This window comes from Burkholderia sp. Bp9031 (genome assembly GCF_003857965.1).
In the GTDB taxonomy this organism is placed as follows: domain Bacteria; phylum Pseudomonadota; class Gammaproteobacteria; order Burkholderiales; family Burkholderiaceae; genus Burkholderia; species Burkholderia ambifaria_A.
The window spans coordinates 1-13,705 of sequence record NZ_QTPW01000033.1 but is presented as its reverse complement, the minus strand read 5'-3'; the positions used below and the strand labels follow the sequence as shown (position 1 = coordinate 13,705).

Genomic DNA, 13,705 nt, shown 5'->3' with positions numbered 1-13,705 from the left:
ACGATGCGTGCAGATCAAACATATGGATCTCGCCGGCCGGCGAGGCGACGTCAGCGCGGCTCCATTGTTGTCATGGCTGCGATTTGGGTAATGGTTGCGATGGTGGTGTTGGGGGTGATTGACGTCGGGAATCTGTATTTCCAGAAGAGAGATTTGCAGAGGATCGCGGACATGGCGGCATTGGCTTCGGTCGCAAATATGAACGACGAATGTTCGCAACCGACTTCGCCGGCAAATGCAGCGGCCCAGGCGAATGCTCTGGCAAACGGCTTTGACTCTCAAGCGACAGGGCAATCATTGTCGCTGGAGTGCGGTCGGTGGGATACGTCGAGCACGCCATATTTCGGTTCTACGTCCGGACCGTTAAATGCCGCAAGGGTGACGGTTTCCAGGCAGGTTCCGTATTTCTTTCTTGGGCGCTTTTTTAGTGCATCGAATAACTCAGGATCAACTATAGAAGCATTTTCGACTGCAAAGGCGGTCAATCCGGATGCATTTACAGTTGGTACAACGCTAGCCACTCTTCAGGGAGGGGTGTTGAACAACGTGCTGGGCTCATTGCTCGGTGCAGATCTTTCAACGGTTGCAGTGTCATATCAAGGACTAGCTGCAGCACAAGTTAAAGTTGGCGATCTCGTCCTTGCTGCGAAAAGTTTGCCGCAGGGTGAAAACGTAAATACTGTCAGTGATCTCGCCAATTTATCAGTCACTGCCGGTCAATTTATTACATTGATGGCGAATGCGTTATCGAAAACGCAACTCCTGAATGTTGGCACGAATCTTTTGATCGGGCAATTGAATGCGATCGCATCTCTTGCCACCAACGGAACTACGTTAAATGTGCTGGGTCAGGGATCTAAGGTTGGTGCGATATTGATCGGATTGGCTGATCAGCAAGCCGCCGCCGATGCGCGCATTAATGTGCTGGATGCTGTAATGGTTGCGGCGGAAGTTGCATCGGCAAACGCGGCAGCACAAGGAAAATCTCCAGTTATCCTTAATACTGGGATAGCACTCGGTTTACTAAACGCGACAGTCGCGGTGCAAATCATTCATCCGCCTGTTCTGGCGGTTGGGGAAGGAGGGCATTTGCCTGCCGCGCAAGGTGGTGGGTGGCGTACTCAAGCGAGTACGGCGACTGTACGACTATTTCTGGATGTAGACCTGGGCACTACCAATTTGAAGGCTACATTGATTAATCCACTGGCGCCTCTGCTCGCACTTCTTGGCGCAATCATTCCCGTCGAGGTTCATCTCCCCATATATCTCGAGGCTGGCGGCACTGGAACCGCATGGCTGGAGTCGACCTACTGTGCACCCACCGCCGCCGCAAGTCGTGCAATCATCGGTGTACAACCGGGAATTGCGAATCTTTGTATCGGCGACCCACCGAGTCCGCCGCTTACCTCGAAACAACCGTTCAGTTGTACAAATCCTGCAACTCTCGTTAATGTTAAAGTGGTTGATGCCTCTGTTCTTCAGGTGAAAGCGAATGTTGCGATTCCGGCAACGGTGCCCATGGACAAGAATAGTGCGTCACCGCTGGTGTTTGATGGAATTGCTGGAAATTCGGATGACTATCAATCAGGTAATTCGAATGCCATAGGTTCAGTGCTGACAAACGCATTATCGGGAGTGCCGCAGGGACTCGCCAATTCGAGCAGTTTGACGCTATATGTCTTGGGGGCGCCCGTGCTGCCGGTACTAATCGGGACGCTGCTCTCACCTGTTGTTGATTTGCTGAATGCGACACTCTTTAGTCTATTGCCGAATCTGGATAAGGTGATTGTCCCGTTGCTCAATGCTCTGGGCGTGCAAATCGGGGTGGCGACGGTACACAATGAGGCGTTGACTTGTGGCATTCCACAACTTGTCGGCAACACCGGAAATTGATGCTTGACTGAAAGAATGAGAATTCATCCCCCCGCAATCGCAGAACTCGACCTCTACGTCTGGGAAGGCAAGGCGGACATTGTCGACCGCGTTGCCCGCTGTATGGCGAGCTTCGACGTCGAAGTGATCCGCGCCGACAATGCGGAAATCTCGCCGGAACGTGCCGCCTTGCGGCCGTCGCTCGCGATCATCAGCGTGACGATGATCGAAACCGGCGCGGCGTTCCTGCGCGACTGGCAGGCCAACATCGGCATGCCGGTCGTCTGGGTCGGCGCGGCGCGCGGCCACGACGCGTCGCAGTATCCGCCCGACTATTCGCACATCCTGCCGCTCGACTTCACCTGCGCCGAACTGCGCGGGATGATCGGCAAGCTGGTCACGCAGCTGCGCGCGCATGCGGCGGAAACGCTTCAATCGTCCGAACTCGTCGCGCACTCGGAGTCGATGCAGGCGCTGCTGCATGAAGTCGACACGTTCGCCGATTGTGACACCAACGTGCTGCTGCACGGCGAAACCGGAGTCGGCAAGGAGCGCATCGCGCAATTGCTCCACGAAAAGCATTCGCGCTACCGGGACGGCGAATTCGTGCCGGTCAACTGCGGTGCAATTCCGGACGGCCTGTTCGAATCGCTGTTCTTCGGGCATGCGAAGGGCTCGTTCACCGGCGCGGTTGTTGCGCATAAAGGCTATTTCGAACAGGCGGCGGGCGGCACGTTGTTTCTCGACGAAGTGGGCGACCTGCCGTTGTACCAGCAGGTCAAGCTGTTGCGCGTGCTGGAGGACGGCGCGGTGCTGCGGGTTGGCGCGACGACGCCGATCAAGGTCGATTTCCGTCTCGTCGCGGCCAGCAACAAGAAGCTGCCGCAACTCGTGAAGGAAGGCCTGTTCCGCGCGGATCTTTACTATCGGCTCGCGGTGATCGAGCTGAGCATTCCGTCGCTGGAGGAACGGGGCGCTGTCGACAAGATCGCGCTGTTCAAGTCGTTCGTCGCGGAGGTGGTGGGCGACGAGCGGCTTGCGCAGTTGTCCGACCTGCCTTACTGGCTCGCGGACGCGGTCGCGGACAGCTATTTCCCCGGCAACGTGCGCGAGCTGCGCAATCTTGCGGAGCGCGTCGGCGTGACGGTGCGGCAAACGGGCGGCTGGGATGCCGCGAGACTGCAGCGGCTGGTCGCGCATGCGCGCAGTTCCGCGCAGCCGGTGCCGGTGGAGAGCGCGGCGGAAGTGTTCGTCGACCGCAGCAAATGGGATATGAACGAACGCAGCCGCGTGATTGCAGCGCTCGACGCAAACGGTTGGCGGCGCCAGGATACGGCGCAGCAGCTCGGCATCAGCCGCAAGGTATTGTGGGAAAAGATGCGTAAATATCAGATATTCGACGAAGAGCCCGAGACCCGCGAAAGCGAGTAATTAATGGGATAAAATCGCGCTGAATTACAACGACACGGGCGGGTATCAAAGTTCATGAGCCATATGACGGGGTTGGGGCGGGCGTGTGTGTTGCTCGCCATGATGGGAGGCATGCAGGGCGCGGTCGCGCAGGGGTTGGCAGGCAATGCATCGCCGGCGGTACAGCAGGCATCGGCACCGGTGGCGGCGATTCCGGTGATCGATCAGCAGGCACAGACGTCGGCGCAGCCACAGGCGGGCGAAACGACCGGGCCGAGCACGGTCGACGAGTTGCAGCGTCAGATCCAGGCGCATTCGCTGACGGAAATGCGCACCAACTATAACGGCAGCTACGGCGCGAGCATGCTGTTCAGCGTGAAGGACGGTTCCTATTTCGTCGCGCTGTTCCAGCAGAAGGCATTCTGGCGCGTGATCAAGACTTACGACGAAACGCGGGCGGAAGCGATCTATCGCGATTTCTCGCGGCAGGCGGAACGGCTGGCCGTCAACGAGCTGCGTGCGGCGAAGCTGGAATCACAGAAGGCACAGATGGACCGGCAGATCGAAGTTACGCAGGAGCGGGCGCGGCGTCTGCAAGCCGACATCTCGATCGCACGCGAGCAGCAGGCTGCGGTCGCGGATCGCCAGAAGAGCGTCCGCAATGAAACGGCGGCGCTGCAGGCGCAACAGGCGGAACTTCAGTCGCAGTTGCGCGCATTGCAGCAGCAGGTGCGTTCGCTGCAGCGCGAGGCCGATGCGGGGTTGCCGACGACGGCACGCTGAGCGACCACGGCACGGCCGGTGCGGCGACATGCCGCGCCGACCCACCAGGAAAAAGGGCAAGCCGGTTGGCTTGCCCTTTTGTTTTACTGGCCGTCCGGCACGATTCGCCGGCGGCGCGTGACGATGACCGGGCCGTTGCCGCCGCGCGCATCGGACGGTGACGAGTTGCCCGATGCGTCGCCGGCATCGCGCGGCGCGCCGTAGCTTTCACGCGGTGCGCCGTAGCCTTCGCGGGGCTCGCGCGGTGCGCCATAACCCTCGCGCGGTTCGCGGGAGCCATAGCCTTCACGCGGTTCACGCGAGCCGTAACCTTCACGTGGCTCGCGGGAGCCGTAGCCGCCGTCGCCGCGCGATTCGCGGGAGCCGCCGTGCGAGCCGTACGGGCTGTGGCCGCCGCCTTCGCGGCCGCCCGGCCGACCACCGGTACGCGGGCCGCGGGGGCCACTGCCGCCCGGGCGCGAGCCGCCCGTGTCGAGCTGGATCGTCGAAATCGCACGCTTGTAGATGCCTTGCAGACCCACGGGGGTGCGCAGCATCACCAGGTACTGGTCGAACGACTCGATACATCCCGTCAGACGAATGCCGTTGACGAGATAGATTTCAACACGCTTACGTTCCTTGCGCGCCGAATTGATGAAGTCGTTTTGCGGATGGGATTCTGCGGGATTGGCCATTGAGGTGCGGCAGGAGCCTGCGTCAGAGAATATGTTGTGCGTGTGTGTGGCGTGTTCGCCCACCAAGTGTTTGGCGGGATTTTACCCTGTTCGTTCCGCCAGCGCGCGGTCGTGATTGTGTCGAACCGTAACCCACTATAGACGTTCCCGCGCGTTTTCGCGATTCGGTCAAATGGCTAGCGTCGTTTCGTTACGCCGCGTTACGACTCTCGCATCGGCGTAGCACCTGGCGGCGCGCGGCGGGATTACATTCACCGCGCATGCCGGGCAGGCCGGCGGATCAGGGAACAGGAACATGAACAAGAGGGGATTGGTGGTGTGGATCGGGAGCGTCGCGTTGCTCGCTTCCGGCAGTGCAATGGCGCACGTCGACCTGTCGGTGGGTATCGGCGTGCCGGTCGCGCCGGTCTATGCCGAGCCGGCACCGGTCTATGTGGCGCCGCAGCCGGCGGTGGTTGCGTATCCGGGTTATGGATACGATTACTACGGTGACGAGGACGACGACGGCTACCGGAAATGGCGCAAGCACTATTACAAGCATTGGCGCAAGCATCACGACGATGACGACGATTGAGCGCGACGGGTGTGGTGCCGATGACGATCAGAGCGCGTAGTCCGGGTTTTTTGGGGCGAACGCGGATTCGTCGAGCGTCGGCGGCGCGATTTTCTCGATGATGAGCCGCTCGAAGAGCTTGCCACGGCCGTCATGGGACTCGACGGTCCGGAAGCAGGGCGTGCAGGTCGAGCCCGAGGATTTCCTTCTTCGCGCAGAACTGTGGCCGGCCGGCGCCAGCTCCGCCGGCAGCGCGGCCCCCTGCGTCGCACTCGCGCCATCGGCCGCTTCGTGCGCATGCAGGCCCGGGCTGTGCGAGCAACAGCATTCAGGCGACTGCAGCGGCGGCGGCATCCGCCGTGCGGCGCTTGATTCTTTCGTTCATCGACAGGGTCTCCCGGAGCGATGCGGCGTTCAGCCTTGCTTCGCGGCCTTGATCCTGGCAAGTTCCTCGTCGCGCAGTGCGCGGCGCAGGATCTTGCCGACGCTCGTCTGCGGCAGCGCGTCGCGGAACTCGACGAACTTCGGCATCTTGTATCCGGTCAGGTTCTTGCGGCAGTGCGCGAGCACATCATCGACCGTCAGCGTCGGGTCGCGGCGCACGACGAAGACCTTGATCCGCTCGCCCTGCACTTCGTCCGGGATACCGATCGCAGCGGCTTCGCTGATGCCCGGATGCATGACCAGCACTTCCTCGATCTCGTTGGGGTACACGTTGAAGCCCGAGACGAGGATCATGTCCTTCTTGCGGTCGATGAGGCGGATGAAGCCGCGCTCGTCCATCACGCCGATGTCGCCGGTGCCGAGCCAGCCGTCGGCGTCGATCACCTTCGCGGTCTCGTCGGGCCGCTGCCAGTAGCCGCGCATCACTTGCGGACCGTGCACGCATAGCTCGCCCGGCTCGCCGATGGCGGCCCAGGTGCCGTCCTCGCGGCGAAAGCGCACGAGCGTCGACGGTGCGGGCAGGCCGATCGAGCCGCTGAACGCGGCCATGTCGTTCAGGTCCACCGGGTTCATCGTGACGATTGGCGAGCATTCGGTGAGCCCGTAGCCTTCGACGACCGGCCGGCCCGTAACCTGCTGGAAGCGCTCCGCGACCGCGCGCTGCATCGCCATCCCGCCCGCCATCGCGAGCTTGAGCTTCGAGAAGTCGCGCTTGCGGAATTCCTCGTTGTCGAGGAACGCGTTGTACAGCGTGTTGATGCCGGTGATGCCAGTGAACGTTTCGTTGCGAATGATCTTCATCACCATCTTCATGTCGCGCGGGTTCGCGATCAGGATGTTGCGCCCGCCGAGCCCCATGAAGATGAACGCGTTCACCGTGAGCGAATAGATGTGATACAGCGGCAGCGGCGTCAGCACGGTCTCGACGTCGCCGGAGACCTGGTCGGCGATCCACGCCTTGGCTTGCAGCAGGTTCGCGATCAGGTTGCCGTGCGTGAGCATCGCGCCTTTTGCGACGCCCGTCGTGCCGCCCGTGTATTGCAGGAACGCGAGATCGTCGCGCGTCGTCTGCATCGGCTGCGGTTTGCCGCGTGCGCCGAGCGCGAGCGCGGAGCGCAGCCGGATCGATTGCGGCAGGCTGTAGGCCGGCACGAGCTTCTTTACGTGCTTGAGCACGAAATTGATCAGGCGTCCCTTCGCATTGAATCCGTCGGCGAGCAGATCGCCGAGCGCGGTGACGACGATGTTCTTCACCTGCGTTTCCGGCAGTGCGTCCTGCAGCGTGTGTGCGAAGTTCTCGAATACGACGATCGTCTGCGCGCCGCTGTCCTTCAGCTGGTGTGCGAGTTCGCGCGCGGTGTAGAGCGGATTGACGTTGACGACGATCGCGCCGGCCTTCAGCGTGCCGAACAGCGCCACCGGGTACTGGAACGTGTTCGGCAGCATGATCGCGACGCGATCGCCTGGTTTCACGCCGGTGCTTTGCAGATACGACGCGAACGCATCGACTTTCTGCGCGAGCGTGCGGTAGGTCATCGATGCGCCTGCGCTCACGTAGGCGACCCGTTCAGCGAAGCGCGTCGTGCATTCGTTGAAGAACTGCACGAGCGATGCGTATTGCGTGACGTCGATCTCGTGCGGTACGCCGGGCGGATACGACGCGTACCAGATACCGTCGCTGTTCGGCGGGAGCTGGGCCGTTGTGGTTGCTGCGGATGATGACATGATGTGTCTCCGGTGTCGGTGAGAGTTAGCGCTTTAGCGCTTACTCTCACCCCATGCTTTGCGGTCGGTGAGAGTCAGTGCTTTAGCGCTAACTCGTACCCCATGCTTTGCGGTCGGGCAGATTTAGCGCTTCAGTGCTTGCACGCACCCCATGCTTTTCGTCGACGAGCGCAAGCCAGCCGTGGCTCCCGCCGCATGACATTCGTTCGGCCCGGGCCCGCGCATCAACGCCAGCCCGGGCTGCGTATATCCGTGAGTCGCCGCGTGTGTGGCCTGACGCGATCAGCTCGCCGAATGCGCCGCCGCCGTGTCGACAGCGGCCGTACCCGATGGCAGTCCGAACGCTTCGCTCGCGCCCGCATCGTCGAGCACGGCCGCGAAGATCGACAACTGCGCGCTGTCGGGCATCGGCGCCTTCAGCGCGGCGACGATCAGCGAGGACAGCCGCGCGATCATCTGCACGTCGTTCATCGTGCGGCCTTGCGAGAATTCGTCGATCAGGCTTTCGGTTTCGGCACCGGCCAATGCGCCGGACAGCGCGCCGATCGCGAAGTGCAGTCGCCAGCCGAGCTCCGTGCGCGGCAGATGCGGCAGCGCGCGCTGGAACGCATCGAAGAAGCGGCCCGCGACGCTCGCATAGTGCGCGGTCAGGAAGTTGCGCACGAACGGCGACGGGTCGGTGTACGCGCGGCCGATCAGACGGAGGAACGCGGGGCCGCCGCGATCGGGGTCGCGCGACGCCTTCAGCGCGGGAATGAACATCGCGCCGAGCACGTGCTCGCAGGTGATGTGCGCACCGAGTTGCGCATCGAAGCGGTCGAGGATGCCGAGGCGTTCCTGGTTGAGCTGATCGAGCCGACGCGACAGCATCGCGTGGATCAGCGCTTCCTTGCTGCCGAAGTGGTAGTTGACCGCGGCGAGGTTGACCGCCGCGCGTGACGTGATCTGCCGCATCGACATCGCTTCGAAGCCGTGTTCGATGAACAGATCCTCGGCCGCATCGAGAATGCGTGCCTTCGTCCCGCCGGTCTGCCGATTGCCGGATGACCGCGTCCCGGACGGCCGTCCTGCGGGCTGCCGCCCCTCCTGACTTACTGCCATGTCCCGCCTCCCAATGCCGGTCGCCCGGCCGCGAACAGGTGATTTGTTTGTCTGATTCAAACAGTCGTTTTTATTAAGATAAAAAAACGCGGGCGGCGCGGGCAAGCGGGGAATCTGGACAAATTCCTCTAGTTCGATGTGCGGGTGCGAAAACCATCGCATGCCGCCCCGGCGGGGCGGGGCGCACGCGATGATGCAGTGCGGCAACGCGCGGGTTCAGCCGACGGTGGTACGCGTATTGACCGATTGCGTCATGTCGATACCGCGCCGTTCCCGGCTGAACAGGATCAGCACGGCGATCACGACGGCCACGATGCCGGCCACGAGCGCCAGCGCGAAACTGTAGTCGTTGCCCTGCGAAACTGCGAGCGACGCCTGCATCGTCGCGTTACCGGACGCGAGCAGGTTGCCGAGCTGGTAGACGACGCCAGGGAAGGTCGCGCGGATCTCGTCGGGCGAGATCTCGTTCAGATGGACGGGGATCACGCCCCACGCGCCCTGTACCGAGATCTGCATCAGGAACGCGCCGGCGGCGAGCGCGACCGGGCCGCTCGAGAACGCCCACAGCGGCAGCACCGGCAGCGCGATCAGTGCCGCGATGAAGATCGCGCGACGGCGGCCGATCCGCTCCGAGATTGCGCCGAACGACAGGCCGCCGACGATCGCGCCGATGTTCAGCACGATCGTGATCCACGACACCGTGTGCGGATCGAAGTGATGCTGTTCGCGCAGGAAGGTCGGGTAGAGATCCTGCGTACCGTGCGAGAAGAAGTTGAATGCGGTCATCAGTACGATGGCGTAGATCGTGAGCTTCCAGTTCTGCTGCAGCGTGGCGCCGAGGCTCGGCCGCGAACGCTTCTCCATCTGCTTCCAGGCCGGCGATTCGGGCACGTGCGCACGTACGTACAGCACGAGCAGCGCGGGCAGCACGCCGACCATGAACATCCCGCGCCAGCCGATGTACTGGTAGAACAGGCCGAACACGACGGACGCGAGCAGATAGCCGCTCGGATAGCCGGCCTGCAGCAAGCCCGACACGAAGCCGCGCGCGTGGGTCGGCACGGTTTCCATCGTCAGCGCGGAGCCGACGCCCCATTCGCCGCCCATCGCGATGCCGAACAACGCGCGCAGCACCAGCAGCGCGGTCAGGCTTGGCGCGAAACCCGACGCGAGCTCGAGCAGCGAATAGCACGCGATGTTGACCATCAGCGTCGGGCGGCGGCCGAAGCGATCGGCGAGCCGGCCGAAGATCAGCGCGCCGATCGGGCGCATCGCGAGCGTCAGCGTGAGCGCGAATGCGACGGCGGGGATCGTCGATGCGAATTCGGCGGCGATGTCCTTCAGCACGAAGACCATCAGGAAAAAGTCGAACGCGTCGAGCGTCCACCCGAGATAGGCGGCGATCGTGACGTTGCGTTGTTCGCGGGTCCAGCTCATGTCCGAGGTCTCCTCGTTGGCTTGCGCGCTCACGATCTGCAGGCGGATGCCAGCCCGGCTGGCGCGCGGCGCGGGGGCATGGATCGAGTGTAGGCCGCGGCGCCGTCCGATGTGGGGCGCGATAATCGCGAATCGGGAATAATCCCTATGAAATGAACTGTTGAGAAAGCGGAAATGGTGGCGCGCGAGACAAGCGTCAGGCGTCTGTATCATTCTGGAAGGCTTTCTGTATCAGTTTCGTAATGCGCGCGATGCGCAACGCCATCGAATCAGGAGTCCAGATGACTGAACCATCCGTTGCCACGTTGCCCGTCCTCGAGACAGAGCGGCTGGGGCTGCGCCCGCGCATCCTGGCCGACCTGGACGCGAGCATCGAGATGGATCGCGATCCCGAGGTGACGCGGTACATAGCCGGCCCGTGGCATGACCCGGACCAGCATCACCGCTTCGTCACGCACCGGATCACGCGCGAGTATCCGCCAGGGCTCGGCTACTGGTCGATCTTCGAGAAGGCCGCGCCCGACGCGTTCATCGGCTGGATCCTGCTGATTCCCGACTATGCGGACGGCGCACGCGACGTCGAGATCGGCTGGCGGCTCGTGCGCGCGGCATGGGGGCGCGGCATCGCGTGCGAAGCCGCCGCGGCTGTCGTGCGCCATGCGTTCGACACCGTACGGCTGCCGCGCGTGATCGCCGATATCGCCGAGGCGAACACGGGCTCGCTGAACGTCGCACGCAAGCTCGGGATGCGGCGCGTGAGCGTCGTGCACGATGGAATTCCGTACGTGCGTCATCGTCTCGAGCGCGACGACCTGCGCGCATGACGCGGTAACGCGACGCGGCTGCGCGGCTTGTTGTCGGAGAGAGGTCAAACGCTTGCGTTTCGAGGCCGCGACGTATTAACGGTTCGCACGATCAGGAGTATCGTTGCCGGAAATTCGCAACATGGGGTACGACCATGGCACTCGGCAACGACGTTCATCTCATTCCGGTCCGGCTCGATGCACTGCGTCCGACGCAAATGACGGTCGGCTATCGCGAAGTGAAAGCGAAACGCAAGCACTGGAAGGCGCTCGACAAGCGCGCACGCAAGGCCGCGATCGAATCGCACTGGTTTCCGGCCGTCCTCGGCCCGGGTGGTCTGCACTACATCACCGATCATCACCATCTCGGCCTCGCGCTGATCGAGGAAGGGGAGACGCGCGTGAACGCGATGCTGCTGAAGGATCTGTCCTGGCTCGACGACACGATCTTCTGGCGAATGATGGAACACAACCAGTGGGTGCATCCGTTCGGTGCGGACGGCTCGCGTCGTGACTACGCGCATCTGCCGAAGGCGTTGACGGGGCTCGAGGACGATCCGTACCGGAGCCTCGCGGGCGAATTGCGCACGGCCGGCGGCTATGCGAAGGATGCGACGCCGTTCAGCGAGTTCCTGTGGGCCGACTACCTGCGTCAGCACGTGACGCTCGACCAGATCCGCAAGAGCTTCTCGAAGGCGCTCGATATCTCGCTGCGCCGTGCACACGACCAGGACGCGCGCTATCTGCCCGGCTGGTCGGGTGTCATCGCCGTCAAACCCTGATACGGGCCCGGCGCCTGCCGCTTCATGACGACCGCCTCGACCCGTCCGGATGCCGGCCCGCAGCATCCCGAGCATTTCGCTGCACTCGATGCGGCAACGCCGCCGACGACGCGGCGCATCGCCCTCGATGCGCTGGCCGGCCTGTCGATCGCCGGGCTGTTGATTCCCGAAGCGGTCGCGTATGCGGGGCTCGCCAACCTGGCGCCGCAGGCTGGCCTCATCGCGTTGCTGTCCGGGCTCGTCATCTATGCGCTGACCGGCAGCAGTCGCTTTGCGATCGTGTCGTCGACTTCATCGTCGGCGGCGGTGCTCGCGGCGACCGTGCTGGCCGAATCGGGGATGGCGCTCGCCGCGCAGCTCGCGCTGGCGGCCGCACTCGTCGCGATGACCGGTGTGCTGTTCATCCTGGCGGGCCTCGCGCGACTCGGCGGCATGTCGGATTTCGTCGCGCGTCCGGTCCTGCGCGGTTTCACGTTCGGACTGGCGCTGACGATCGTCATCAAGCAACTGCCGAAGATTCTGGCGATTTCCGTGCGGCACAGCGATGCGCCACATGTCGCGCTCGAGCTCGTCACGGGTGCGCCGCATGCGAACCTCGCAAGCGTTGCGCTCGGCGCGACCGCGCTTGCGCTGTTGTTCCTGCTCGGGCGCAGCAAGCGCGTGCCGGCCACGCTCGTCGTGATCGTGCTGTCGATCGCGGCCGGCTATGTGCTCGACTGGCAGCACTACGGGATCGCGATCGTCGGACACATCGATTTACGGCACCTCGAATTCGGACTGCCGCATCTCGACCGCAACGCGTGGATGCAGACGATCGAGCTCGCGTTCGCGCTGATGCTGATCCTGTATGCGGAGTCGTACGGGTCTATCCGCAACTTCGCGCTGAAGCACGGCGACAGCGTGTCACCGAACCGCGACCTCGTCGCGATCGGCTGCGCGAATCTCGTGTCGGGGCTGCTGCACGGGATGCCGGTCGGCGCCGGCTATTCGGCGACGTCGGCGAACGAGGCGGCCGGCGCGCAATCGCGCCTCTCGAGCCTGTGGGCAGCCGGCGTGGTCGCGCTGATCGTGTGGCTGCTGCTGCCTCAGCTCGCGCGCACGCCGGAGCCCGTGCTGGCGGCGATCGTGATCTTCGCGGTCAGCCACTCGCTGCATCCGTCTGTATTCCGGCCGTACTGGGTGTGGCATCGCGACCGGCTCGTCGTGATCGCCGCGCTGCTCGCGGTGCTCGTGCTCGGCGTGCTGCACGGGCTGCTCGCGGCCATCGGCGTGAGCCTGTTGCTGACGCTGCGCAAGTTGTCGGAGCCGAACGTCAGCGTGCTCGGCCGGCTGCGCGACGGGCACGACTTCGTCGACGTCGCGAATCACGCCGACGCGAAGCCGGTGCCCGGTGTGCTGATCGTGCGGCCCGAGGCACAACTGTTCTTCGCGAACGCCGATCGGATGCTCAATCGTGTGCGCGCGCTGATGAAGGCCGCGCCCGATACGCATATTGTGCTGCTGAGTCTCGAAGAAACGCCGGACGTCGACGGCACGACGATCGAGTCGTTGCGTACGTTCGCGGCGGAGTGCGCGGCACGCGGGCTGCAGCTCGCGATCGTGCGGCTCAAGGAGCACGCGCTGCGTGCGCTGCGGCGCGCGGCCGACGATACGCTGCGCGACGATGCGATGTCCGAATTGAGCGTCGACGAGAGCCTGCAATTGCTGCGGGCGCGCGGTAACGGCGGTACTGTCGGGAAGGCCGGCGCGTGACGATGCGGCGCGTATGCACCGCTTGGTGCTTTCGGATGTCGCCTGGTGCGATAGCGCGGCGTCGGCTGGCTCGGTGCTCGCGCGGGCGGCCACGACATCGGCTACTTCGGCAGCCGTCGCCGTATACCCTTGTGCCGCGGCGGTGCTGCGGTTGAGCCAAGCGGGCGGGCAGGGCCGGCGTCGCGCGCGGCGGCGCAGCCCGGCACCGCCCGGGGTGGTTGGTCGCGTAGCGCGATCAGCGCGGGCTGCTCCAGCCCTTGTAGCTCTTCACGTTGTCGCGCGTGACGAGCGTCGGCTCGATCAGGATCATCGGGTTGGCCGGCTTCTGGCCGTTCATGATTCCGTAGCCGACGTTGACGGCCTGCTGCG

11 protein-coding genes and 2 pseudogenes are annotated in these 13,705 nt (G+C 63.6%); 7 read left to right on the top strand and 6 right to left on the bottom strand.

Translation table 11 applies throughout. The features are described from left to right. Window positions 1–3 precede the first annotated feature (3 nt). Genes DIE15_RS30280 through DIE15_RS30270 form a run of 3 tightly spaced genes read left to right on the top strand, consistent with a single transcriptional unit; the run spans window position 4 to window position 4,065 of the window. On the top strand, window positions 4–1,893 hold the full coding sequence (locus DIE15_RS30280) for a TadG family pilus assembly protein (protein WP_124835080.1): 1,890 nt from the start codon (window positions 4–6) through the stop codon (window positions 1,891–1,893). A gap of 15 nt (window positions 1,894–1,908) precedes the next feature. Beyond that, window positions 1,909–3,303 (top strand): sigma 54-interacting transcriptional regulator, encoded by a 1,395-nt coding sequence (locus DIE15_RS30275; protein ID WP_124835079.1) that lies wholly within the window; start codon window positions 1,909–1,911, stop codon window positions 3,301–3,303. Window positions 3,304–3,357: 54 nt separating this feature from the next. Then, a complete protein-coding gene (locus DIE15_RS30270; protein ID WP_124835078.1) occupies window positions 3,358–4,065 on the top strand; it encodes a DUF2968 domain-containing protein in 708 nt (235 codons plus the stop codon). Window positions 4,066–4,148: 83 nt separating this feature from the next. Here DIE15_RS30270 and hfq read toward each other — a convergent pair whose 3' ends face one another. After that, complete coding sequence (gene hfq, locus DIE15_RS30265) at window positions 4,149–4,739, bottom strand: RNA chaperone Hfq (protein WP_057924342.1); 591 nt, start codon at window positions 4,737–4,739, stop codon at window positions 4,149–4,151. 295 nt (window positions 4,740–5,034) lie between these two features. Between hfq and DIE15_RS30260 the strand changes: the two genes are divergently transcribed. Then, window positions 5,035–5,313, top strand: a complete 279-nt coding sequence (locus DIE15_RS30260; protein WP_057924343.1) for a PXPV repeat protein — start codon at window positions 5,035–5,037, stop codon at window positions 5,311–5,313. Window positions 5,314–5,340: 27 nt separating this feature from the next. Here DIE15_RS30260 and DIE15_RS30255 read toward each other — a convergent pair. The 4 genes and pseudogenes from DIE15_RS30255 to DIE15_RS30240 form a co-directional block, all read right to left on the bottom strand. Next, window positions 5,341–5,524, bottom strand: a pseudogene (locus DIE15_RS30255) (DUF1571 domain-containing protein); the annotation flags it as partial. Between the two features lie 182 nt (window positions 5,525–5,706). Beyond that, window positions 5,707–7,461, bottom strand: coding sequence for an AMP-binding protein (locus DIE15_RS30250; protein WP_124835077.1), 1,755 nt, complete (start codon window positions 7,459–7,461; stop codon window positions 5,707–5,709). A gap of 282 nt (window positions 7,462–7,743) precedes the next feature. Then, a complete protein-coding gene (locus DIE15_RS30245) occupies window positions 7,744–8,562 on the bottom strand; it encodes a TetR/AcrR family transcriptional regulator (RefSeq protein WP_057924345.1) in 819 nt (272 codons plus the stop codon). Window positions 8,563–8,778: 216 nt separating this feature from the next. Further along, window positions 8,779–9,999, bottom strand: coding sequence for an MFS transporter (locus tag DIE15_RS30240; protein WP_057924346.1), 1,221 nt, complete (start codon window positions 9,997–9,999; stop codon window positions 8,779–8,781). Between the two features lie 281 nt (window positions 10,000–10,280). Between DIE15_RS30240 and DIE15_RS30235 the strand changes: the two genes are divergently transcribed. From DIE15_RS30235 to DIE15_RS30225, 3 genes are all read left to right on the top strand, one after another. After that, entirely contained in the window at window positions 10,281–10,823 is a 543-nt protein-coding gene (locus DIE15_RS30235; protein ID WP_124835076.1) for a GNAT family N-acetyltransferase, read from the top strand. A 134-nt stretch (window positions 10,824–10,957) separates the two neighbouring features. After that, window positions 10,958–11,584: a ParB-like protein gene (locus DIE15_RS30230; protein WP_057924347.1), complete on the top strand. Its 627-nt coding sequence runs from the start codon at window positions 10,958–10,960 to the stop codon at window positions 11,582–11,584. Window positions 11,585–11,608: 24 nt separating this feature from the next. Beyond that, window positions 11,609–13,336 (top strand): SulP family inorganic anion transporter, encoded by a 1,728-nt coding sequence (locus tag DIE15_RS30225; protein ID WP_124835075.1) that lies wholly within the window; start codon window positions 11,609–11,611, stop codon window positions 13,334–13,336. Window positions 13,337–13,571: 235 nt separating this feature from the next. Here DIE15_RS30225 and DIE15_RS30220 read toward each other — a convergent pair. Further along, a pseudogene (locus DIE15_RS30220) lies at window positions 13,572–13,705 on the bottom strand (ABC transporter); the annotation flags it as partial.